Source organism: Pantoea sp. M_10, from assembly GCF_008631515.1.
Lineage (GTDB): Bacteria > Pseudomonadota > Gammaproteobacteria > Enterobacterales > Enterobacteriaceae > Pantoea > Pantoea anthophila.
In genome coordinates, this window is the sequence record NZ_VWUL01000001.1 from 535675 (window position 1) to 559411 (window position 23737).

The 23737-nt window shown below is 59.9% G+C and carries 23 protein-coding genes; 11 read left to right on the plus strand and 12 right to left on the minus strand.

All coding sequences use genetic code 11. The annotated features are described in order from the left end of the window. Position 1 precedes the first annotated feature (1 nt). The 4 genes from F3I47_RS02575 to F3I47_RS02590 form a co-directional block, all read right to left on the minus strand. Entirely contained in the window at positions 2-790 is a 789-nt protein-coding gene (locus tag F3I47_RS02575; protein ID WP_150030011.1) for an ABC transporter ATP-binding protein, read from the minus strand. Positions 791-800: 10 nt separating this feature from the next. Beyond that, complete coding sequence (gene ntrB, locus F3I47_RS02580; protein WP_009090596.1) at positions 801-1673, minus strand: nitrate ABC transporter permease; 873 nt, start codon at positions 1671-1673, stop codon at positions 801-803. Positions 1674-1684: 11 nt separating this feature from the next. Further along, a complete protein-coding gene (locus F3I47_RS02585; protein ID WP_140028682.1) occupies positions 1685-2935 on the minus strand; it encodes a CmpA/NrtA family ABC transporter substrate-binding protein in 1251 nt (416 codons plus the stop codon). Positions 2936-3197: 262 nt separating this feature from the next. Continuing rightward, entirely contained in the window at positions 3198-4412 is a 1215-nt protein-coding gene (locus F3I47_RS02590) for a nitrate regulatory protein (RefSeq protein ID WP_150030012.1), read from the minus strand. Between the two features lie 487 nt (positions 4413-4899). Here F3I47_RS02590 and F3I47_RS02595 point away from each other — a divergent pair, with 487 nt between their 5' ends. The 8 genes from F3I47_RS02595 (at position 4900) to F3I47_RS02630 (ending at position 13906) form a co-directional block, all read left to right on the plus strand. Beyond that, positions 4900-5391, plus strand: a complete 492-nt coding sequence (locus F3I47_RS02595; protein ID WP_009090601.1) for a hypothetical protein — start codon at positions 4900-4902, stop codon at positions 5389-5391. 85 nt (positions 5392-5476) lie between these two features. Next, positions 5477-6694 carry a type IVB secretion system protein IcmH/DotU gene (gene icmH / locus F3I47_RS02600; RefSeq protein ID WP_009090602.1) on the plus strand — a complete coding sequence of 406 codons (1218 nt, stop codon included), beginning with the start codon at positions 5477-5479 and terminating at the stop codon, positions 6692-6694. Then, positions 6694-8808, plus strand: coding sequence for a type VI secretion system membrane subunit TssM (gene tssM, locus F3I47_RS02605; protein WP_009090605.1), 2115 nt, complete (start codon positions 6694-6696; stop codon positions 8806-8808). The genes icmH and tssM overlap by 1 nt, the downstream gene beginning before the upstream one ends. A 13-nt stretch (positions 8809-8821) precedes the next feature. Further along, positions 8822-9520 (plus strand): type VI secretion system-associated protein TagF, encoded by a 699-nt coding sequence (gene tagF / locus F3I47_RS02610; protein ID WP_009090607.1) that lies wholly within the window; start codon positions 8822-8824, stop codon positions 9518-9520. A 36-nt stretch (positions 9521-9556) separates the two neighbouring features. Continuing rightward, entirely contained in the window at positions 9557-10693 is a 1137-nt protein-coding gene (tagH, locus tag F3I47_RS02615; RefSeq protein WP_150030013.1) for a type VI secretion system-associated FHA domain protein TagH, read from the plus strand. Further along, positions 10690-11466, plus strand: a complete 777-nt coding sequence (locus tag F3I47_RS02620) for a PP2C family serine/threonine-protein phosphatase (RefSeq protein WP_009090611.1) — start codon at positions 10690-10692, stop codon at positions 11464-11466. Before tagH ends, F3I47_RS02620 begins: the two co-directional genes overlap by 4 nt. Positions 11467-11480: 14 nt before the next feature. After that, complete coding sequence (locus F3I47_RS02625; protein WP_009090613.1) at positions 11481-12434, plus strand: hypothetical protein; 954 nt, start codon at positions 11481-11483, stop codon at positions 12432-12434. A gap of 44 nt (positions 12435-12478) precedes the next feature. Next, positions 12479-13906: a serine/threonine-protein kinase gene (locus F3I47_RS02630; RefSeq protein ID WP_046101692.1), complete on the plus strand. Its 1428-nt coding sequence runs from the start codon at positions 12479-12481 to the stop codon at positions 13904-13906. A gap of 85 nt (positions 13907-13991) precedes the next feature. Here F3I47_RS02630 and F3I47_RS02635 read toward each other — a convergent pair whose 3' ends face one another. Both F3I47_RS02635 and chaB read right to left on the minus strand, forming a co-directional pair. Beyond that, positions 13992-14666, minus strand: a complete 675-nt coding sequence (locus F3I47_RS02635) for a gamma-glutamylcyclotransferase (RefSeq protein WP_162836536.1) — start codon at positions 14664-14666, stop codon at positions 13992-13994. Positions 14667-14891: 225 nt separating this feature from the next. Further along, the gene (gene chaB, locus F3I47_RS02640) at positions 14892-15122 is read right to left on the minus strand and encodes a putative cation transport regulator ChaB (RefSeq protein WP_150030014.1); all 231 of its coding nucleotides are present in this window, start codon (positions 15120-15122) and stop codon (positions 14892-14894) included. Positions 15123-15494: 372 nt separating this feature from the next. On the opposite strand from chaB, the gene chaA reads away from it, so the two are divergent. Beyond that, positions 15495-16586, plus strand: coding sequence for a sodium-potassium/proton antiporter ChaA (gene chaA / locus F3I47_RS02645; RefSeq protein ID WP_150030015.1), 1092 nt, complete (start codon positions 15495-15497; stop codon positions 16584-16586). A 61-nt stretch (positions 16587-16647) separates the two neighbouring features. On the opposite strand, the gene kdsA is transcribed toward chaA, so the two are convergent. The 6 genes from kdsA to hemA are packed head-to-tail and all read right to left on the minus strand — an operon-like array spanning position 16648 to position 21970. Next, positions 16648-17502: a 3-deoxy-8-phosphooctulonate synthase gene (gene kdsA / locus F3I47_RS02650; protein WP_009090621.1), complete on the minus strand. Its 855-nt coding sequence runs from the start codon at positions 17500-17502 to the stop codon at positions 16648-16650. Positions 17503-17527: 25 nt separating this feature from the next. Next, positions 17528-18337 carry an invasion regulator SirB1 gene (gene sirB1, locus F3I47_RS02655; protein WP_009090623.1) on the minus strand — a complete coding sequence of 270 codons (810 nt, stop codon included), beginning with the start codon at positions 18335-18337 and terminating at the stop codon, positions 17528-17530. A gap of 1 nt (position 18338) precedes the next feature. Further along, positions 18339-18731 carry a SirB2 family protein gene (locus F3I47_RS02660; protein WP_150030016.1) on the minus strand — a complete coding sequence of 131 codons (393 nt, stop codon included), beginning with the start codon at positions 18729-18731 and terminating at the stop codon, positions 18339-18341. A 24-nt stretch (positions 18732-18755) separates the two neighbouring features. After that, complete coding sequence (gene prmC / locus F3I47_RS02665; protein ID WP_150030017.1) at positions 18756-19589, minus strand: peptide chain release factor N(5)-glutamine methyltransferase; 834 nt, start codon at positions 19587-19589, stop codon at positions 18756-18758. Next, positions 19589-20671: a peptide chain release factor 1 gene (gene prfA, locus F3I47_RS02670; RefSeq protein ID WP_009090629.1), complete on the minus strand. Its 1083-nt coding sequence runs from the start codon at positions 20669-20671 to the stop codon at positions 19589-19591. Before prfA ends, prmC begins: the two co-directional genes overlap by 1 nt. A gap of 42 nt (positions 20672-20713) precedes the next feature. After that, positions 20714-21970, minus strand: a complete 1257-nt coding sequence (gene hemA, locus F3I47_RS02675) for a glutamyl-tRNA reductase (protein ID WP_009090632.1) — start codon at positions 21968-21970, stop codon at positions 20714-20716. A gap of 216 nt (positions 21971-22186) precedes the next feature. Between hemA and lolB the strand changes: the two genes are divergently transcribed. Together lolB and ispE are read left to right on the plus strand one after the other, a co-directional pair. After that, positions 22187-22810: a lipoprotein insertase outer membrane protein LolB gene (gene lolB / locus F3I47_RS02680; protein WP_150030018.1), complete on the plus strand. Its 624-nt coding sequence runs from the start codon at positions 22187-22189 to the stop codon at positions 22808-22810. After that, a complete protein-coding gene (gene ispE / locus F3I47_RS02685) occupies positions 22807-23664 on the plus strand; it encodes a 4-(cytidine 5'-diphospho)-2-C-methyl-D-erythritol kinase (protein WP_009090636.1) in 858 nt (285 codons plus the stop codon). Before lolB ends, ispE begins: the two co-directional genes overlap by 4 nt. Positions 23665-23737: the final 73 nt, after the last annotated feature.

A 23737-nucleotide genomic window follows, 5' to 3' on the forward strand; every position in this document is an offset into this window, starting at 1 on the left:
CCTATGCCGCCGTGGTCTGTTTTTCATAGAGGAAATGCAGCACCTTCTGGCGCAGCTGGTGATAGCGCGGCTCATCGGCCAGCGCCACCCTGGCACTGGGACGCGGCAGATCGACGGTGAGGATCTCGCCAATCTGCGCGGCAGGGCCATTGGTCATCATCAGCACCCGATCGGAGAGCAGCACCGCCTCATCGACGTCATGGGTAATCAGCACGATGCTGGTGTTCAGCTCCTGCTGAATGCGCATCACGCTGTCCTGCAGATGGGCGCGGGTTAAGGCATCCAGCGCGCCAAACGGCTCATCCAGCAGCAGCACGCGTGGCTTCATCGCCAGCGCCCGTGCAATGCCGACGCGCTGCTTCATGCCGCCGGAGATTTCGCCTGGCCGCTTGTGCATGGCGTGGCTCATCTGCACCCGATTCAGGTTGTGCTCGATCCAGTCGTGCATCTCCGCGCGGGTGAGACGTCCTTTAAACACCTGCTGCACCGCCAGCTCGACGTTCTGAAAGGCCGTCAGCCACGGCAGCAGCGAATGGTTCTGAAACACCACGGCGCGCTCCGGGCCGGGACCGGTAATCTCACGGTTGTCACAGAGCAGCACGCCGCTACTGGGGCGGGTCAACCCGGCGATCAGGTTGAGCAGCGTCGATTTGCCGCAGCCGGAGTGACCAATCAGGCTCAGGGTTTCACCTTCATGGAGATCAAAACTGACGTTGTCGAGGGCCAGGAACTCGCCGCTGGCGGTGTTAAAACGCTGGCTCACCTGCTGAACGCGAATAATGTGTTTCATGCTCTTCCCCTTATTTTTCCCAGCTGAAGCGACGCACCAGCAGCATCAGCCCCTGCTCCAGCAGCAGGCCGACCACGCCGATAATCAGAATGGCAATCAGGATGTTGGCCACGTTGAGGTTGTTCCACTCGTTCCAGATCCAGAAGCCGATGCCCAGTCCGCCGGTCAGCATTTCAGCGGCGACGATCACCAGCCAGGCGATGCCGATAGAGAGGCGCACCCCGGTAAGGACAGCGGGCAGCACGGCGGGCAGCAGAATACGCCGCATCACCGTCCATTCAGAGAGCTGTAACACCCGCGCCACGTTGAGATAATCCTGCGGAATGCGCTGCACGCCTTCGGCGGTGTTGATGATCATCGGCCAGATGGAACAGATGAAAATGGTCCAGCTGGCCGCCGGCTCGGCGCGCTGAAACAGCAGCAGGCCAATCGGCAGCCAGGCCAGCGGACTCACCGGGCGCAGCAGGGCGATAACCGGATTGCCCATCCGGGCGAGAAAGGTGAACCGTCCCAGCAGAAAGCCTGCCGGAATGCCCACCAGCGCGGCGAGGCCAAAGCCGATGGCGACGCGCTGCAGCGAAGCCAGCACGTTCCAGCCGATGCCCTGGTCGTTGGGGCCGTTGCTGTAGAACGGATCGGCGAACAGGGTCTGCGCGGCCTGCCAGGTCACGTAAGGCGACGGAAACGCCGGTTCCGCCAGCGCGGCGAGCTGCCACACCAGCAGGAGCAGCAGCAGGCCGCCCGCGGCCGGAATGGTGCGCTGCAGCAGAGGCCGCAGACGCGCCGGACGGGGCGCGATTTTTGGGGTGACCTGTAACGGGATCACGGTGGCACGGCTCGGGGGGTTCACCGGCTGCGCCACGGCGCGCGCGTCAGTTTTCATAACGACCTCTCTTAACGTTTGATAGCGAAACTGGCGGCGTAGGCGGCAGGGTCACTGCCATCCCAGACTTTGCCGTCGATCAGGGTGCTGCTGCGCATCTCACTGGCGGGCACGGCAACCTGCCCCACCGCGCTGGCCGCCTCTTTATAGATATCGAGGCGGTTGATCTGGCGGGCCACCGCGAGGTAATCGGGATCGTGGGTGAGCAGGCCCCAGCGTTTCATCTGGGTCAGGAACCACATGCCGTCGGAGAGCCACGGAAAACTGACGTTGCCGTTGTCGAAAAAGCGCATCGGATGGGCGTCCTGCCACGTCTGGCCCAGACCGTTCTCATACTGGCCCAGCATCCGCCCCTGCAGCGTGTCGACGCGGGTGTTGATCCAGGCGCGTCCGGCCAGCACCTGCGCGGTTTCGCGGCGGTTATCGTCTGAGGCGTCGATCCAGCGCGCGGCGTCCAGCACGGCGGCGGTCAGCGCACGGGCGGTGTTGGGGTTCTCTTTCACCCACTGCGCGCGGGTGCCGAGCACTTTCTCCGGATGCTCCGGCCAGATCTGCTGGCTGGTGGCGGCGGTAAAGCCGATGCTGTCGCTGATGGCACGCTGGTTCCACGGCTCACCGACGCAGAAGCCGCTCATGTTGCCGATCTTCATGTTCATCACCATCTGCGGCGGCGGCACAACCACGGTGCGGATATCCTCAAATGGATTAATTCCGGCACTGGCCAGCCAGTAGTAGAGCCACATCGCATGGGTGCTGGTGGGAAAGGTGTGGGCGAAGGTCAGACTGCCTTTGGGGCGGCTGTCGACCGCCTTTTTCAGGCTCGCCAGATCGGTCACGCCCTGGCCCTTCAGCTGGTTCGACAGGGTAATGGCCTGGCCGTTATGGTTGAGAGTCATCAGGTTGGCCATGTCGTGCTGTGGCCCCGCCACGCCGAGCTGCAGCGCGTAGATCATGCCGTAAAGCACGTGCGCCGCATCCAGTTCACCGGAGGTCAGCTTGTCGCGCACCGCCGCCCAGCTTGCCTCTTTGCTGACCTGCAGCGTCAGGCCATACTTTTTGTCGAAGCCTTTCACCGACGCCATCACCACTGGTGCACAGTCGGTCAGCGGAATAAACCCGACACGCACCTGCGCTTTTTCCGGCGCGTCCGACCCGGCCGCCCAGACCGCATTGCGTAATCCCGGAATGATCCAGGCTGCGCCCAGCGCCGCGCCGGAAAGCAGTGCCTGACGTCGTGTCAGTGAAAATGACGGTTTGCTCATCATGTTGCCCCTGAACAGAAATAAAAAAAGGCGTCCTCCGACAGACCGAAGCCTGCGGATGGACGCCTTTATCCAAAGCACTGATCCCACCGCCATTGGCGGGCGCAATGCATACTCTCTGTAAGGTTAAAGCAAAGGGTGTGCCAGTTTTTTCAACGCCGTCAATGGCGGTTCACCGGCCTCCCTCTGCTGAAAATCTGACCGTTTTTGCACGTTTGTGACGCAGGTTGCGCACGGCGGTTGTGCAGCTACCTCTTCCGGGTTAGCTGCGCAGCGTCGCGGCGACCGCCAGCACCGCCTGCGCGATCTCCACGATCCGCTTGTTCTGATTCATGGCACTTTTGCGCAGCGCCTGCCAGGCGGCCTCTTCGCTGAACCCCTGCTGCTGCATCAGCCAGTGTTTGGCCTGATCGACCACCCGCCGCTCATCGAGAGAGGCGCGCATCGATGCCAGCTCATCCGCCTGCTGCTGCAGACGCTGCGACTGCTCGCTAATCAGCGACAGCACCGAGCGCCCGAGCTGGGGTGCCAGTCCGTCACTGTCGAGCGCCGCCGCGCCGGGCAGCCAGTCAGCGCCGGAAACATAGAGCGCAAAGGTGCTCTCCCCCTGGACAACCTGCCCTGTCGCCTGCTGCTGCGCCTGATCGATGGCCGCGCGACAGCGCTGCATCAGCGTGGCCGTCAGGGCATCCTCCAGCGTTTTCATCTGATCCAGCCGCTCTGAGAGCAGAGAAAACCAGTGCAGTGCACCGTTCTCCTCACAGGGGCCACCGGTGCAGGCGATACGCCGCAGACGTTCGATGTCCCGGCTGGCCTGGGCCAGCGGCTGCCAGCGTTCACAGGCGGTGCTGTCGGCAAACTGCCGGAAGGTGGTAAAACTCTGCTCCTGCGCCGCAATCAGCGCCACCATCTGGCTGCGCTGCCCGTCGGTGAACTGTCGCGCCGCAAAACCGGCGGAGCCGATAGCCCGCTCCTGCCCGGCCAGCTCTTTGCCCTGCATAAAACTGAACAGGGCGATCAGCGCGCGGGAGATGTCGGGATGGCTGGCGGTGTCGGCCGCTTCAAACACCAGATTCAGTAAGGTGCGGATCACCTGATTAAAGGCGGCCATCGCGGCGGCCTGCTCACGTTCACGCTGGCTGATCTGCTCACGCAGCGCGGGTAACCCCTCCAGCGCCTGCAGGGCGGTGGCAATCAGGTTGCAGAAGCGGCTGAAGCCAGGCTGGGCCACGGCGGGCGGAAGGGCCTGATAAAAGTGCTGCAGCGCCTCACTCACCGCCTGCTGACGGGCGCCACGCTCTGCGCTGAACAGCGCACCGTCCGAACAGAGCCAGAGGTTAGTGGCGCCGCGTTCCCGCTGCAGCCGATGAACCAGTTCGCTGACGGCGGCCATCAGCTCGCCGGTCTGAAGCAGCCGCTGCAGGCTGGCGATATCGCTCTCACGTGAAGCCTGCAGCCAGGCCAGGGCGTCAGCCATTTTTCATCTCTCCGCGCCGTAAAATCCTTCTGAAGCAAAAGGCGTGCCGCTTTCCGAAAAAAAGCGGCATAAACCGCCCCGGAAATTCTGATTTTGAAAAGATTCTTTTCCTGCGCCAGGAAAATTTTCCGGCAACAAAAGGTTAGTGATACTTAATAGTTTCCCATCGAACCCATTACGTGTCAGAATGGGAAGCCACGTTATCAATCAGTTTGTCTGTGCGATCATTCAGTTCGCTTTAACTATCACTTTATTCGCGGCTTTTTTCAGGGCGTATCACGCCCCGGAACCGCCCGCTATCACGCATCGGCAGCAGGCGCAATGGTTTGAAATCTCAAAAGTCTTAGGTAGACTAAACGCGTTACTATCCCGATGTAATCTGACCGTTTTTTAACAAACAGACTTTCAGCACGATGCGGCGCCTGAATCAGCGTTTTCTGCATCGGGTTTGGCAATATGCAGATACTTTGATGAGATCACGAGGAACATGGTGAAAAAGAGTCTTGCGTTAACGCTGCTGGCGGTACTTACCCTGGCAGGCTGTAAGGCCCCGCCGCCGCCCGTCACTGACGATACGCTGGTCACCAGCGAAATTAACGGCGTCAAACTGGTCCATCGACACGCTGTCGCGGCACCCACTGCCTTTGAGCCGGTCAATCAGACCTGGCGTGCGCTTTATGGCGCCTCCGTGATGACCTCCCCCGACTACGGCGGCAAGGTGGTTCGCTATCTCGAAACGGGTAAACCGTTTGAAGTATTAGGCAATGTAGAACACAGCTGGCTGGCGATTGCTGACCAGGCTGATGGCCCGTTAATCGGTTACGTCCCACTGAAAGCGGGCGTGGAGAGCAGTCGTTACGACGCCACCGTGCAGAGCGATCGCCCCCGTCCCCGCAAAGCGAAACAGGTCTGTGTGGCCGTCGGCGGCGCCAGCAAAGCCTGCCGCACTAACGATACCGCGACCTGGATCTTAGACTGACTATGAAATCCGGCGCATATTGCCCGCAGCACCGTCCCGTGCTGCGGGCACAGGCATTTGCCATTAGCTGGAAGATCACACTGTAATGACTGTGGAATCCCCTGCGCGTGAGGCGTCCCCCTCAGGCAATGAGAATCTGTTACTTCAGGCTGCAGCCCCCCTGCTGAACGCGGTGGTGCAGATTCGTCAGGCAGCCACCCATGACGACCCTGCCGGGCTGCGTCAGTCTCTGATCGATGAAATCCGTCAGTTCGAACAGCGCTGCAAACAGGCCGGACTGCCGTTTGAGATGATTATCGGCGCGCGTTACTGCATCTGCAGCGCGCTGGATGAAGCGGCAGCCCAGACCCCCTGGGGCACCCGCGGCGTCTGGTCGGGCAACGGCATGCTGGTCACCTTTCATAATGAAAGCTGGGGCGGCGAGAAATTTTTTCAGCTGCTGTCACGCATTTCGCAGAGCCCGCAACAACATCTCTGGCTGCTGGAGGTGGTTCACTACTGCCTGCTGCTGGGCTATGAGGGGCGCTATCGCGGCAGCGAAAATGGCCGAACCCAGTGCGACGGCATCCGTAAACGCCTGAAAACCCTGATAGATGAAACCCGCGCGCAGCGCGAATCCCCGCAACCGCCGCTGGTGGAGGTGCATCCGCTGGTGAGCACCCTCGCCCGCCCGATGGTGCCGCTCTGGGCGTGCGCCATGCTGGTCGCGCTGGTCGGCTGTCTGATCTACAGTGGCCTGAACTGGCGACTCGGCAATGCGGCGGAGCCGCTGCTGCGCACCATTTATCAGACGCCGCTGCCGCAGATCACCGCCGGACGCCGCCCCTCTTCGCCGCAGGCGCTGCTCGATCTGCGTCAGCGCCTGAACGATGTCATCGCGGCCGGTCAGCTCGAAGTCAGCGATGGCGCCTTTGGCAGTAAAGTGATTATCCCGGCGGATAAACTGTTTGCCCAGCAGGGTACGGTCATCAATCCGGTAGGCCGGGCGCTGCTGGCCCGTGTCTCAACCGCGATGAATGATGTGAAAGGCACCATTCTGGTGTCGGTGTTCACCGACGATCATCCGGTAGATAACAGCCGCTTTGCCTCCAGCTACGAGTTCTCCTTTGCCCGCGCCCGCGCCATCACCCAGCTTCTGCAGGTGCAGCTGGCTGACGGCCATACGGTTCGCTCTGAAGGCCGCGGCGACAGCGACCCGCTGCTGCCCAACGACAGCAGCGAAAACCGGACCCGCAACCGCCGCGTAGAGATCACCCTTTTTGCCGCGCCTGAAACGCTCAGTAATCACCAGGGAGCCCGATAATGCGCGCCTCACTTCGTCTGTTGTTAACCCACCGCCTGCTGTGGAGTTTTATCGGCGTCACGGCGCTGAGCTGCCTGGTCTGGATGCTGGGACCGTTCTGGACATGGGACGAGTCACGTCCTCTGGAACCGGCGCTGCCCCGCCAGCTCACCGTCGGCGCACTCTTTTTTCTCTGGATCCTGTTCCAGCTGATCCCGTCACTCTATCGCGCCTGGTTTAACAGCCGCCTGCTGACGCAGCTCCAGCTGGCCGACAATGAAGATCCGGCCGAGCGTCAGATGACCGAAGAGCGGCTCAATCAGCGCTTCAGTGAAGCCGTGATGCAGCTGAAACGCACGCAGTTTGGCCGCCGCCACAGTGGCGGCTGGCTGGCGCGCGTCAACGCCAGCTACCTCTATCAGCTTCCCTGGTATCTGGTGATGGGGGCGCCCGGTGCCGGTAAGACCACCGCGCTGCTGAATGCGGGGCTGGACTTTCCGCTGACCGACACGCTGGGGAAAAATGCCATTCGCGGCGTCGGCGGCACCCGCAACTGTGACTGGTGGTTTACCGACAGCGCCGTGCTGATTGATACCGCCGGTCGCTATGCGCTGCAGGAGAGCCAGCGCGTGCGCGACGCCGCGGAGTGGCACAGTTTTATCAATCTGCTCAAACGCTACCGCACCCGCCAGCCGATTAACGGCGTCATCATGACCATCAGCGTCGCTGACCTGTTGAGTGACTCAGCCGAGGCGCGTTTCGCTCAGGCAAGTGCCCTGCGTGAGCGCATGGCCGAACTGCATCAGCAGACCGGCATTCATTTCCCGGTCTATGTAATGGTGACCAAAACCGACCTGCTGAAAGGCTTTATGAGCTATTTTGGCTCGATGGATAAGGCGCGGCGTGACGCCATCTGGGGCTTCACGTTTAACCGTGAACCGGGCAAATCGCCAAAGAGTGACTGGCATCACCACTTTGGTCAGCAGTTTCAGCGGCTGGAGCAGCAGCTTCAGCAGCAGCTGGCGGATCAGATGACCCAAGAGCGCGACCTGAACCAGCGCGCGGAGTGTTTCCTCTTCCCGCAGGAGTTCGCTTCACTGCGTCCGCTGCTGAACGAATATCTGGATATCGTCTTTTCTGACCATCAGGATGCGGTGGCCTGGAGTCCGCGTGGCCTCTTCTTCACCAGCGGCACCCAGGAGGGGCTGCCCTTTGATCGGGTGATGGGTGAACTGAGCCGTAAGCTGCAGTTGCGCCAGGCGGGCGATCACTCCATCGCGGCGTGGGACAGCGTTAACCGCAGCCGCCCCATCCCCGGCAACAAAGGCCAGAGCTTCTTTATCCGCGATCTGCTGAGCGATCTGATTTTTAAAGAGAGCGGCCTGGCGGGCAGCAATCGCCGCTGGGAGTACCGCAATCAGCTGTTCCACTGGATTGGCTACGGTGTGCTGGCGGGCGCGCTGTTGATCGCCTCCAGCCTGTGGTGCCTCAGCTACTATCAGAATCAGCACTATCTGCAGGAGGTGGCGGCACGGGTGCCGGCCATCCGGTCGCAGAGTCAGCAGGTCATTCATCAGCCTGCAGATAATATTTTTGATCTGCTACCCTTTCTGAATAACCTGGTGAAGCTGCCGCTCTCGCCGCGTTTTTCTCTCGATAATCCACCGCTTACTATGCGGGCGGGCTTATATCGCGGGAGTCAGGTGAGCGATGCGGCCTGGGTGCTGTATCAGAATGCACTCAAGTCGCTGCTGCTGCCGCGCGTGGCCCAGCAGATCACCAATATCCTGCGCAACGATCCGGGTGACGATAACGCCTATAGCCGCAATGCGCTGCGCGCTTATCAGATGCTCTATCAGCCGCGTAATTATGATGGCGAATTTTTACGGGCCTGGCTGCTGCAGAACTTACAGCGCTCGCTGCCCGATTCGGTCAGCGCCCGCGACCTTCAGCAGCTCGACTGGCACCTGAGCCAGCTGCTGGATCAGCAGATTCAGTCGTCGCCCTATGCCCGCGACAACGCCCTGATGATGCGTAAACTGGCGGAAAATCTGAACATTGCGGGCCAGTCGGGCCCGGTGCTGGCGGCGACGCCCCGGCACGCTGCCCCGCAATTTTCCTCGCATAGCGAGTAATGGTGAGGTAAACATGGCTGCTTACACGGCCCCCGGCTGGTATGGCAAGCTGCCGTCGACCGGTGACTTTCTGCACCATCGACTGAGCGAACAGCAGATTAGTCCCTGGAATCACTGGTTTCAGCAGGGACTGATGCACTGGCATCAGCAGGCGTATGCGATCAGCGCGAATTTTCTCCACGCGCCGGTGTGGAACTTTGTTCTGCCGGTGACGGCCACCCGGCCACAGATACAGATGGGCTGCCTGCTGCCCTCCTGTGACCGCGTCGGACGCGCCTGGCCGCTGCTGGCCCTGCACAGTTTTCCGCTGGCGCAGTGGCATCCGGCGCAGCTGCGGATCTCCGGTGACTGGTTTCAGGATCTGGGCGCCACGCTGTTACGGGCGGTGCAGACGCCGCTGAACGGCGAGCAGCTGGAGCAGGCGATTCAGGCGCTGCCCCCGCTGCTGGTGCCCGCCCGCAAGCCGTCTGAAATCATGGATGTGATCGGTTTTCAGGACCTGCCCTGCACGCTGAGCTGGCGTGAAGTGGCGGAGCGCTTCGACCCGCAGCAGCATATGAGCTACTGGTGGAGTAATCGCAGTGACGGGTTTGTGCATGCGACCCACAAGCATAGCGGCAACCTCACCGCGCAACTGTTTTCGTTACTGTTCAACCCGGCGGCAGGTTCACAGCCGGGACGTAATGGCCTCTATCCGCCGATGTTCGAATGAGGCCGGATGCGTTTGCCGTTTAATCTGGGATAACTCATGCAATTTACCATTGTGCAGTGCACTACGGATGTTCCGGTCAAAAGCGTCGCGTTTCAGCCGCCTGGCGGCACCATTGGTCGCAGTCAGGATAATGATCTGGTGCTGCCCGATGAAACGCGCGCCATTTCGCGTCTGCAGGCGCTGGTTCATCTGTCGCAGGAGGGCGAGTGTCGCCTGACCAATCAGGGCAGCGTGACGCCAGTGGAGCACAACGGCATTACCCTGGGACGCGGCATGCAGGTGCTGCTGAAACATGGCGATGCGCTGCGGATCGGCGATTATGCGCTGGAAGTGCGCGACCCTGCCTGCCACGCCGCCCAGAGCGATCCGCTGGCGCTGTTTGCCGGTGACAGTGCACAGCCCGCCAATCCGCTCGGCATTCACGAACATCACGACATTGAGGCGCGGCTGCTGGTCAGCGAGGCGGCGCCCGCCCGCCACGAACGCCACAGCGATGCGCGGCTGGCCATCGACCCGCAGGCGAGTGAGCCACGCCGCACCCTGACAGCCCAGCCGGTGGATCAGGATCGGCTCATCGCCGCGCTGCTGGACGGTATGGGGCTGAGCAACGGGCACGCCACGCCGATTGATGAAGAGCAGATGCGGATTACGGGCCGGATGCTGAGCCTCTTCTCGCAGGGCACGGTCGCGCTGCTCTCCTCACGCTCCATTCTCAAGCGCGGCGTGAAGGCAGACATGACGATGATCCTCAACGAGGCCAACAACCCGTTTAAGATCCTGCCCTCCGGAAAGACCGTGCTGATGCAGATGTATCAGAGCCAGATGCCGGGCTTTATGCCGCCGGAACAGGCGGTGCGCGATGCGCTGGTCGATCTGCAGGCCCACCAGCTGGGCATGATTGCCGGCATCCGCGCCATCATCGCCGCGATGCTGCAATCCTTTAATCCGCAGCGGCTGGAGGAGCAGGCGCGCGCCGACGGCGTGGTCTCTAAACTGCCCTTCTCCACCGTGAAGAAAGCGGCGCTGTGGGACTACTTTATCCGTAACTATCAGCGCACCGCCGGGGAGATCGAGGATGATTTCCATACGCTGTTTGGCGAAGCGTTTCTTCATGCTTATGACATGGAAGTTAATCAGTATAAAGATTCTCAGACGCGGGTAGATGAAGCATGAAGATTGTGTTTGCCAGTCGCTGCCAGCAGGGACTTCGCGATGAGAATCAGGATCGCACCGGCGCTGAACTGGATGACCATAAAGCCTGTTTTGTGGTGTGCGATGGCGTCGCCGGTCTGCCGGGCGGCGAGATGGCGGCTCAGCTGGTGCGCGACACCCTGCTGAGTCAGTTGCAGGCGTACGACGCCTTTACCCCGGAAATCACCCATCAGGCGATTGAGCAGTGCCGTCTGGCGCTGCATGAGGCACAGGGTAAAAATCCGAAATTTTCACGCATGAGCACCACGCTGGCGGCCCTGTTTATTGACCGTAAAAAACAGCGTGCATGGTGGGCCCATGCGGGTGACAGCCGGGTTTACCACTTCCGCCGGGGGGTGCTCAACGAGGTGACCCGTGACCACAGTCTGGCGCAGCAGCTGAAAGAAGCAGGCTATGAAAATACCGGCATTAACAGTAATTTACTTTATAATGCGCTCGGTGCTGAGCCGCCTCGCTTAGTGAGCTTTTCACAGGAGATGGCGCTGGAGGATGGTGACGCGTTTCTGGTCTGTACCGACGGCTTCTGGCTGAATCTGACCACCGGCGAAATGGAACAGGCGCTGCGCATGGTGAATGCCTGCGAAGAGTGGCTGGCGCTGATGGAGCAGGCGGTCAGCCGCAACGTTAAAAAAGATAATCTCAGCGCACTGGCGGTCTGGATTGGTGAGCCGGAAGAGGCCACGCTGCTCTATTCACTGGCTGATTCGGCGCGCTTTCTGCCGCCTCGTTTTTGATTCCAAGGATCCTTATGAAACTGTGGTTGCCCGGCATCATCACTCTGCTGATTGCCTTTCACGCCCAGGCTGAAAATTATCGTGTGGTCTACTCCCCCAGCCTGGAGCTGGAGGTTTATATCGATGATGTGGTCAGCAAAGCGCCTGACGACTGGTGTAAAGAGACGCTGCCGCTGCGCATCGTCTCTGGCAAGAGTAAGGATTCGGCGGTGCTGACCACCTTTTTGCCGCGCGTCGGCACCCTGCTCGCCAACCAGTGCGGCCTGCTGGATGTGCTGCCCTGGCAGATGACCAGTAAAGAGGGAAGCGTGCTGGCCAGCGGCAGCGCCAGCAAGCTGCAGAACTGGCGGCCTATCGTGATGGCTGATGCCACCGCCAGCGCCAGTGAGAGCAACGCCGCGCCGCTGGACCTGTCGCGGCCGGCTGACAGCACGCCGCTGCAACACTTTGATCTGCCCAGCGGCTGTCATTTTCGTACCGCCTGGGATGAACATGCTCACACCCTGTTTATCCCGGACGTCAGCAAGCAGCAGTGCTCGCCGGATGGCTGGGCAGAAGGCAAAAGTGAGATGACGCTGGTTACACCGGATCAGAAGACGCCGGTCGCCGTCACCTTCTATCAGGGCTATCCCATCGCCAACCTGACGATCCCGGACAGCCGGCTGGAAGTGATTGCCGCCAATAATCAGCGCATGATCGTGACCCGGGCGGATGCCGCAGAGAGCTGGCTGGTGCTGCCCTTTGATGACCAGCATCACGTCTGGCGCTTCAACGGGGCCCTGTTAATCAAAATGGATAAGAATGCTGCGCAGCAGAGTGCTGACGCTGTGAAATCGCGGGTCGATACCTTGCGCAGCCAGTGGGCGCCCTATTTCATGCCACAGCAAAAAGTGAATGTGTTACTCATCGACACCCTGCACGCGGATCTGGTTGATCCTGCCATTGGTGCCTGGCGTAACATCAATTAATTACCGCGCAGCCTGGCGAGCAGGCCGTGTACAGAGAGTTCACTATGTCGGCAAATGAAAATCCGAAAACCATTCCGAATGCCCTGCCTGACGGATACCGTTTTAACGAGTTTGAGATCAAGGAAGTGATTGGCGGCGGCGGCTTCGGCATCGTCTATCGCGCCTGGGATCATCAGCTTGAACGCACCATCGCCATTAAAGAGTATATGCCGGTGTCGCTGGCCGTCCGTGCTGCGGATCTCACCCTGGAATTGCGCGGTGAGCGTTTTCAGAAGCTCTTTAATGCCGGTCTGAACAGCTTTATTCAGGAAGCGCGCCTGCTGGCCCGCTTTAACCATCCGGGCCTGCTGCACGTGCTGCGCTTCTGGGAGCAGAACGGCACGGCCTATATGGGCACGCTCTATTACAGCGGCATGACCCTGAAGGAGTGGCAGCTCACCAGCCCGGAGTCGATCTCTGAAGCCTGGATACGCCGCCTGCTGCCTCCGCTGCTGGGGGCGATCAGCACCATTCATCAGGCGGGCTATCTGCATCGCGATATCTCGCTCGACAATATCCAGATTCAGGAGAATCAGCTACCGGTGCTGCTCGATTTCGGCTCGGCGCGCAAAGAGATTGGCAACCTCTCTGATGAAACGGAAATCATGCTCAAACCCGGTTTTGCGCCGATTGAGCAGTACAGCGAAGAGGGGGAAGTTGAACAGGGCCCGTGGACCGACATCTACGCGCTGGGCGCGGTGCTGCACAGCCTGATTACCCATAATCCGCCGCCGGTCAGCGTGGTGCGCTGTATTGAGGATAACTATCAGCCGCTGGTGGAACGTCAGCCGGAGGGCTACTCTCTGCCGCTGCTCCATGCGATTGACTGCGCGCTGGCGATGAAGCCGGGCGATCGCCCGCAGACGATTGATGCCTTTGCGGCGCTGATTGATCTGCCGGTCAGCGATGTGGAAGCCGTGGTCAACAGCTTCCCGGTTCCCGGTGAACCGCCTGCTGCGCGGGTGGAGGAGCCGGTCGAGGCCGCGCCGCCGGTGGTGATGGCCATGAATCACGCCGCGGCGTCGGCTGAACCGGTGACGCCGCGCACGACGCGCCGGCTGTCGCCCGCCCTGCTGGCACTGGCTGCGGTGGCGGTGCTGGCGACCGGGGCCGCCGTCTGGCTGGCGAACCGTCACAGCGCCGCGCCGGAAGCGGCAGACTCCTCAGCGGTCGTCACGCAGGCGCCCGCCTCTGCGCCGTCAGCGGCCGCCGTTCCCGCCGCGCTGGCAACCGTCTACCTTAAGCTGGAGAGCGGCGAAAGCGTGGTGCTTAACGGCCAGCCGGTGGAGGTCAAACCCGGCAGCAGTGGCTTTGCCGCGCTGAACCTGGCGGCGGGTCAGTATAAAATCGATATTCACAATGGCAGCGTGACCCACTCTCAGTCCCTGACCATTGATAAGCCCGGCACCTGGCTGATTAATCCGGGTAACTGAGTTTCGCGGGCTTGCAGCAGAAAAGAGAAAGGGCGCACGAGGATGCGCCCTTTCTTTGTTAAGAAGCAAAGCGGAAAGCGGCGTGTCAGGCCTGTTTCAGACAGGCTTGCTGTAATGTCCGCACCTGATGGGCCAGTCGGCTCAGCCCCTCTTCCTCCATGCCGCGGCGGGTCAGCTCCTCCTCCAGAGCAAACAGATACTGTGCATTCGAGCCGAGCGGGCCGCTGGCCACGGCAATTAACGGCGCAACCGCATCCGGACAGGAGTCCGACTCATACAAAGGATGACGCGGGTCCATAATAAAGGTCAGCGCCGTGACGCTGCGGCCATCATCCAGCTGGAGCTCACACCAGGTAGGCAGGTAGCAGCCGGTGACCATCTCACGCTTCCACAGCAGCGTCAGCTCTTCATGCAGGCGCGCTTCCGGCAGGCGAAAGGCCAGGCCGCTGGTTCTGCCGCCCTGCTTCAGCGCCAGCATGCGGCCGGGATGGGAAGCGGTGCCGCGACCGGCAATCAGTCGCAGACAGAACGCGCGATGCCAGCCTTCCAGCGAACCGGACGCGACCTCATCCGCCTCAAAGATCGGGTTCCACATCAGCGAGCCATAGCCAAAAATCCAGACCGGGCTGTGATCGGGACGGCAGGCCAGCGTGGCGGCCAGCGACGCCGCACGCTGCTCGCAACTCCAGAGCAGCGTCTCTTCGATATCCCCGAACGACGTTTTACAATCCGCTTTTAACAGAAATTCCCGGGTAAGCAATGCGACCTCCTCAACATCAACGGCGTCCTGCGCACCAGCTCCTGTCACCTGATCGCCAGAGGCTTCTGGCGTTTCGGTCATGAAATTGACATTAATCTATTTTCGCGCGGGGTTTCAAGCGTGAGGCGGGTCGCAGCTTAAAAAAAACCAGATAAACCTGATAGCGCAGACGAAAAAAAGGGCCAGCTGATGCCGGCCCTCAGGCGGTGCGGAGAAGCAGCAGGGTTAATGCTTCGGATGCCACTTGTCGTCATCGCCTTTTTCATACTCTTTTTTGACGGCGGCCCAGGCCACTTTATGTGCCACCTCTTCCCGCGAATCATCGCCGCGTCGATCTTCCGCCTCTTTATACTGATCCCAGGCGCTGTTGAACGCCTGCTGATAGATATCCTGGGCGTGGGCGGGCAGAACGTGTTTAACGTTGTCAGGTAAATCACTTCGGCTGGCGTAAGGCATAACGGCTCCTCTGTTGACGGATTCCTGTTAAGCCTGGCGCAACTGCGCAAAATTTCAAATCGTCACTTATCCCTGTTTCAGTCTGAAAACCGCCTACAGGCGCAACAAAGGCAAATTAACTGCGGATTTTCAGGCACAGAATGCCAGGATGGTCTGGCTGATCGGGAATGTTGCAGACTGATTATTATTAGATTATTCGGGATAACTTCAGGTTAATGCAGCTTCAATCGTTTATTGCATTTTAGTAAAAAGCAGTAAATTTTTCCCTGTCGGGCCGGTGAAAAGATAAACTGCGCCCTGCTGCAAAACTGATTATATTTCTAACAGCAGTTCGCGCTGCGTCGGACAATCATTAACCAGAGAGGATGGTGAATGCCTTCACATGAAAAAACACGTCACAAGGAATTCTCGCTGATATTTCCCATTATCACGCTGGGTATCCTCTATTTTTTTGGTGCGCAGACCTCTTTTCCGGTGGTCGTCGGGATTAACCTGCTGGCGCTGGTCGCCATCCTGAGCAGCGCGTTCAGCGTGGTGCGTCACGCCGACGTGCTGGCTCACCGGCTTGGTGAACCCTATGGTTCCCTGATCCTGAGTCTCTCCGTGGTGATTCTCGAAGTGAGCCTGATCTCGGCGCTGATGGCCACGGGCGATGCGGCGCCGGGGCTGATGCGCGATACGCTCTATTCGATTGTCATGATTGTGACCGGCGGGCTGGTGGGCTTTGCGCTGCTGCTGGGAGGCAATAAGTTTGCGACTCAGTACGTTAATCTGGCCGGTGTGAAACAGTATCTGATCGCGATATTCCCGCTGGCGATTCTGGTGCTGGTCTTCCCCAACGCGCTGCCCGGCGGGAATTTCTCTGTCACCCAGGCACTGCTGATTGCGGCTATTTCAGCGGCGATGTATGGCGTTTTCCTGCTGATTCAGACGAAAACCCACCAGAGCCTGTTCGTCTATGAGCATGAGGATGAGAGTGACGATGGTGACCCGCATCACGGTAAACCCTCGGCGCACAGCAGCATCTGGCACACCGTCTGGCTGATCGTGCATCTGATTGCGGTGATTGCCGTGACCAAGATGAACGCGAATACGCTGGAAAATCTGCTGACCGAGATGAATGCTCCGGCGCAGTTCACCGGTTTCCTGGTGGCCCTGCTGATCCTCTCGCCGGAAGGCCTGGGCGCGATTAAGGCGGTGCTGATGAATCAGGTGCAGCGCGCCATGAACCTCTTCTTTGGTTCCGTGCTGGCGACCATCTCCCTGACGGTGCCGGCGGTGACCATCATCGCCACCCTGACCGGACAGGAGCTGATTTTTGGTCTGGAGCCGCCGCAGATGGTGATTATGATGGCGTCCCTGATCCTGTGTCAGATCTCCTTCTCCACCGGCCGCACCAATGTCCTGAACGGCGCGGCGCATCTGGCCCTGTTTATCGGCTATCTGATGACCATCATGCTGTAACGGCACCGGACGTCAGGCGAAAAAAAAGAGCGATTTCTCGCTCTTTTTTTATATCGCAGACTTATTTGCTGGTATCGAGTTCCGGGAAGCTTTTCACCAGATCGTCAATCGCTTTCATCTGCACCAGGAATGGCTCCAGCTTATCCAGCGGCAGTGCGGAAGGACCGTCACACAGGGCGTGGTCCGGGTCCGGATGCGCTTCGATAAACAGACCGGCAATGCCGACCGCCATACCCGCACGTGCCAGCTCACCCACCTGGGCACGACGACCGCCTGATGCCGCACCAAACGGATCGCGGGTCTGCAGCGCATGGGTCACGTCGAAAATGACCGGGCTGTTTCGGGTCACTTTCTTCATCACGTTGAAACCGAGCATGTCCACAACCAGGTTGTCGTAACCGAAGTTGCTGCCGCGATCGCACAGGATAACCTGCTCGTTGCCGCCTTCTGCAAACTTATCCACGATGTTACCCATCTGGCCAGGGCTGACGAACTGCGGCTTCTTGACGTTGATCACGGCACCGGTTTTCGCCATCGCTTCCACCAGATCCGTCTGACGCGCCAGGAAGGCGGGCAGCTGGATCACATCGACCACTTCAGAAACCGGCTGCGCCTGAGCGGCTTCATGGACATCGGTGATGATCTTCACACCGAACGTCTGCTTCAGCTCCTGGAAAATCTTCATTCCCTCTTCCAGGCCCGGGCCACGGTAAGAGTGAATCGAGGAACGGTTTGCTTTATCAAAGGACGCCTTGAATACGTAAGGAATACCCAGCTTACCGGTGACGTTCACGTAGTGTTCGCAGATACGCATCGCCAGGTCACGGGACTCCAGCACGTTCATCCCGCCAAACAGCACAAACGGCAGATCGTTTGCTACTTTGATATCACCAATACTCACGACTTTCTGTGTCATGCCCTTTCCTTTTCAGTGGGTCCGCTTAGTGCAGCGTGACCTGTTTTTGTTCGATTGCATGAATCTGAACTTTGATCATTTCGCTGACCGGGTCTTCAGGACACTGCTCAACGAAGTACGTTAAATCATTCAGCGCGATATGTTCGCACTCCAGCTGCGCGTAAATCAGACCGCGATCGCGGATCTCATAGGGATCGTCAGGGTCGATACGCAGCAACACCTGACTGACGTTCAGCGCCAGCTCCATCTTCTTCTCTTCCATTAGCGCCGCTTTCAGGGTATCGAGCATCTTGCGCATCACGGTGACGGTTTTGGCTTCGTCGAGATCGTCATCATACAGGCGTGCGGTCGGGCTGATATTGCCCTTGAGCCACACTTCCAGCGTGTGCCGGTCGAGGGTTTCCCCGTTAAACGGATTGATCATCCACTTGTCGCCATCAATCCAGTCCGCACGCAGAATCAGCTGTGTCGGGAAGATCACCGGCATCAGCGGCAGGTCCAGCTCGGCCGCGATGTGCAGCAGAATGATGCCCAGTGAGACCGCGGTGCCCTGACGGGTCCGCAGAACGTTATCGATCCACAGCGCATCAGAGAGATTGTAGACACCGCTGGCACCGCCAAATCCCCACTGGCGATAGAAGAGCTCCAGCAGCTTTTCGAGCTGCAGATCGGCATCTTCCGTGTGGCTGACATAATCACGGGCTTCGGCGACTAACGCCGCCAGCTGCGCTTCCACCGAGATCGCCGGAAAATCGGCGCGGATGGCTTGCGTTGCGCCAATCACCGCTTCACACAGCGGTGTCTGGCTGAAATCTAATTGTTCGGTCGAGGTCATGCTATCCCCATAACGGCATTTTGGTCAGCGCCAGCGTAATGATGGTCACCAGGGCGATTAACGCCACCAGAAAAGCGATCCAGCGGGTGCGATCAGTGCGTGGACGGCGACTCAATGCCACAAATCCTAAGGCGATGTAGATGATAACCGCTAAAAGCTTCTCCGTCAGCCAGCTTCCTTGCGGTGTGAAGGGATAGAAGTGAGTAATCATCACCAGCGCGACGCCGCTCAGCAGTAACAGGGTGTCATTGACGTGCGGCAGAATGCGGACCCAGCGCCGCGTCAGCAGGGGTGAGCCGCGCCGCAGCCAGTAAAAACGCAGCAGAAACAGCGTTACGGTGATCCAGACCGTCACCAGGTGAAGATTTTTAATCCGGGGATAAAAAGCGATCATGCTGCGTCCTTTTCTCAAGCGCTTTCAGGTAAGAAGTTGTCCCAGGGTCACGCGCGGGTTGCCGCCGTAATCTTCAAGGGTTTCGACGGCCTGATAGCCGTTTTGCTGCATCAGCGCTGCCACCGCCTCGCCCTGCTGCCAGCCATGTTCCAGCAGCAGCCAGCCTCCCGGCAGCAGCCACGCGGGGGCCTGCTCGATCAGCGTGCGCAGATCGGCCAGCCCCGCTTCGTCGGCGACCAGCGCACTGCGCGGCTCAAAGCGCACGTCGCCCTGCGCCAGATGACTGTCGCTGGCATCGATATAGGGCGGGTTACTGACGATGAGCGCAAACCGCTGCGGCGGCAGGGAGCGAAACCAGTGACTGAGCAGAAAGGTGGTATTGGTGAGGTTAAGCGCCTGCGCATTCGTGCGGGCCAGGGCGACGGCGGCGTCAATCCGGTCCACGCCCGTCACCTGACAGTCGGGACGCTCGCTGGCCAGCGCCAGTGCAATCGCCCCGGTGCCGGTGCCCATATCCAGAATCGCCGCCGGGGTGGCAGGCAGACGCGTCAGCGCCTGCTCCACCAGCAGTTCAGTATCAGGACGCGGGATCAGCGTGGCGTCATTGACGCGCAGCGGCAGCGACCAGAACTCCCGTTCGCCCACCAGATGCGCCACCGGTTCGCCCCGGGCACGACGTGCCAGCAGGCTATCCAGCTGCGCGCGCTGTGCTTCCGAGAGCACGGTCTCATCGAAGGCGATCAGCCAGCTGCGCGATTTACCGGTCACGAAACCTAGCAGGATCTCCGCGTCACGCTTCGGGCTGTCGCCACCACACAGCGTGGCGGTCGCCTGTTTCAGCCAGTGACGAATATCCATTAATCCTGACCAGCCAGCGCCGCCAGCTGATCCGCTTGGTACTCCTGCACAATTGGTTCGATCAGGCTGTCGATTTTACCTTCCATCACTTCATCCAGACGGTAGATGGTCAGGTTGATGCGGTGGTCGGTCACGCGCCCCTGCGGGAAGTTATAGGTACGGATGCGGTCGGAACGATCGCCACTGCCCAGCAGGTTGCGGCGGGTGCTGGCTTCCGCCGCGTGACGGCGGGCCATTTCGGCGGCGTGAATGCGCGCGCCCAGCACGGCCAGCGCTTTGGCTTTGTTTTTATGCTGTGAACGTTCGTCCTGACACTCCACCACGATGCCGGTTGGCAGGTGGGTAATACGGATCGCGGAGTCGGTGGTGTTGACGTGCTGACCGCCTGCGCCCGATGAGCGGAAGGTGTCAATCTTCAGATCGCCGGCATTGATCTCCGGCAGTTCCGCTTCCGGGATCTCCGGCATTACGGCGACCGTACAGGCCGAGGTGTGGATACGACCCTGTGATTCCGTTTCCGGTACGCGCTGCACGCGGTGTCCGCCAGATTCAAATTTCATGCGGCCATAGGCACCCTCTCCGGTCACCCGGGCAATCACCTCTTTGTATCCGCCGTGCTCACCGTCGTTGGCACTGACGATCTCCACACGCCAGCGGCGGCCTTCAGCATAGCGGCTGTACATGCGGAACAGATCGCCCGCGAAGATCGCCGCTTCATCACCGCCGGTACCGGCGCGCACTTCAACGAAACAGGCGCGTTCATCATCGGGATCTTTTGGCAGCAACAGCACCTGCAGCTGCTGCTCCAGAGTTTCGCCCTTCTCGCGCGCTGCCTGTAACTCCTCCTGCGCCATGTCGCGCATTTCGGGATCATCGAGCATCTGCTGCGCGGTTTCGATATCTTCCTGCACCTGCTGCCAGTCGCGGAAGCAACGGGTTACATCGGTCAGCTGAGCATATTCGCGTGACAGCGCACGGAAACGCTCCTGATCGGCAATCACGCCAGCATCCCCCAGCATCGCTTCCACTTCTTCGTGGCGCTCCTGCAGGGCTTCCAGCTTGGCAACTATAGAGGTCTTCATTAAATGTGGGATTCCCGTAAACAGGTGGCGACAGCAGTGTGCCTAATCGAGACCCAGGCTGTCGCGTAAAATCTGCAGGCGTTCATTATCGCCGTCGCGGGCGGCCTGCTGAAGTGATTTGGTTGGGGCATGTATTAAACGGTTGGTCAGCTTGTGCGCCAGTTCCTGCAGAACTTTCTGCGGATCGGTGCCCTGCTGCAGCGCCTGCAGCGCACGGCCTTCCAGCTCAGCGCGGATCTCATCCGCCTGAGAGCGATATTCCCGGATGGTGTTCACCGCGCCCTGCGAGCGCAGCCACGCCATAAATTCGCTGCTTTCCTGCACCACGATGCTTTCGGCCTGCACTGCCGCCGCTTTGCGCTGCGCCAGGTTCTGCTCGATAATCGCCTGCAGATCGTCCACGCTGTAGAGATAGGCGTTAGGCAGATCGCCCACTTCCGGCTCGACGTCGCGCGGGACGGCAATATCCACCAGCAGCATCGGCTTATTACGACGCGCTTTCAGGGCGCGCTCCATCATCCCCTTACCGATAATCGGTAACGGACTGGCGGTGGAGGAGATAATAATGTCCGCCTCGGCCAGACGGGCGTCGATCTCCGCCAGGGTAATCACCTCGGCACCCACTTCCGACGCCAGCGTTTCGGCGCGCTCGCGGGTGCGGTTGGCGATGATCAGATTTTTGACCTGGTGTTCGCGCAGGTGGCGGGCCACCAGCTCGATAGTCTCACCGGCGCCGACCAGCATGACATTGACGGTGGAGAGTGATTCAAAGATCTGACGGGCCAGCGTACAGGCCGCGAACGCCACCGAGACGGCATTGGCACCGATGTCGGTTTCTGTGCGCACGCGTTTCGCCACCGAGAAGGTTTTCTGGAACATGCGCTCCAGTTCACTGCTCAGCGCCTGACCACGTGAGGAGTCGGCAAACGCTTTTTTCACCTGACCGAGGATCTGGGGTTCGCCCAGCACCAGGGAATCGAGTCCGCTGGCGACCCGCATCAGGTGGCTGACCGCCTCATTATCCTGATGCCAGTAGAGGCTGTTACGCACATCCTCTTCATTCAGCTGATGATAATTGCACAGCCAGCTCACCAGACGCGCCTGTAAATCCGCCTGCTGCTCTACACTCAGGTAGAGCTCAGTCCGGTTACAGGTGGACAGCACCACACCGCTCTGCACCATTGGCTGTGACAACAGGCTGTTTAAGGCCTGCTCAAGCGTCTCCGGCCCGAACGTAACACGTTCGCGCAGAGCAATGGGGGCGGTCTTGTGGTTGATTCCGAGAGCGAGCAGCGTCATGGTGATTTTGGTTGGGATGTCCCAATAATGTCAGGGTTTTGTGAGGCGCATTCTACAAGATGCGACAGATCAAGAAAAGCCATACAAAGGCTATGACTGTAATAAGATTAACCCGATCATACGCAATTTGCTGCATAACAGCATTGACGGTTAAAACCGTGACGGTTAGCGTTATCCGTTGCCAATAATAAATGTGTCCGAGGAGATGACCACTTGATGCTTACTTCACCACGCAATCTGTTGCGCCTTTTGCCCCTTGCCAGCGTGCTGCTGGCGGCCTGTAGCGTCAACAAACCGCAGGGTCCGGGCCCCAGCGTCACCGCGCCGCAGTGGCAACAGCATCAGCAGGCGGTCTCAAAGGTCACGCACTATCAGACCCGCGGCGCCTTTGCCTACCTCTCCGACAAACAGAAAGTGTATGCCCGCTTCAACTGGCAGCAGACCGCGCCTGACCGCTATCGCCTGCTGCTGACCAATCCGCTGGGCAGCACCGAGCTGCAGCTGGATGCGCAGGGCTCGGTCGTGCAGATTGTCGATAACAAGGGCAAGCGTTACGTCAGCAACGATGCACAGAAGATGATTTCCCAGTTAACCGGCATGGACATCCCGCTGGCTAACCTGCGTCAGTGGATGATGGGTCTGCCAGGCGATGCCAGCGACTATCAGCTCAACGAGAGCTATCAGCTGCGCAGCCTGAACTACAGCCGCGACGGTCAGACCTGGCAGGTCTCCATTGCCGGTTACGACAGCAAAGTGACTCCGCCACTTCCTTCCAGCCTGGAGCTGAAAGAGGGTGACCAGCGGATTAAACTGCGCATGGACAGCTGGACCCTTCAATGATCACCCACTGGCCCGCCCCGGCAAAACTGAATCTTTTTCTCTACATTACCGGCCGTCGTCCCGACGGCTACCACAACCTGCAGACGCTGTTTCAGTTTCTCGATTACGGTGACGAACTGCAGATTCACGCTGACCAGAGCGGTCGCATTCAGCTGCTGACGCCGCTGGCGGGTGTGGCAGACGAGGACAACCTGATTGTGCGCGCCGCGAACCTGCTGAAACAGGCGGCGCTGCAGAGCAATCGCCTCTCTGCCAGCGCAGGTGCGCAGATTGCTATCGAGAAGAGACTGCCCATGGGGGGCGGCATCGGCGGCGGCTCGTCTGATGCCGCTACCGTGCTGGTGGCGCTGAATCATCTGTGGCAGACCGGCTTTTCGACAGAAGAACTGGCGGCGATGGGTGTGACGCTCGGTGCTGATGTCCCGGTGTTTGTCCACGGCTTCGCGGCGTTTGCGCAGGGCGTGGGCGAAGAGCTTCAGCCTGCCGACCCGGCTGAAAAATGGTACCTGGTTGCGCACCCTGGCGTGCATATCAGCACGCCGGTGGTGTTCGGCGATCCCGACCTGACGCGTGACACCCCAGCGCGCAGTTTATCGACACTTTTAGCCTCCCCCTTCGCCAACGATTGTGAAGCAGTGGTAAGAAAACGTTTTCGCGAGGTTGATGAGCTTGTTTCCTGGCTGCTAGAATACGCGCCGTCACGCCTGACTGGCACGGGCGCTTGTGTGTTTGCTGAATTTGACACCGAGTCTGCTGCCCGCCAGGTGCTGGAGCTTGCCCCGAATGGGGTGCGCGGATTTGTAGCCCGGGGCGTTAACGTGTCGCCGCTACAGCGTACCCTGCGAGGCGATTAGCAAAAGCGTGACAGTGTCACCACGTTCCGGACACTGCACCTTTTGCATCAACACACCCGTGTGAACGCCCATG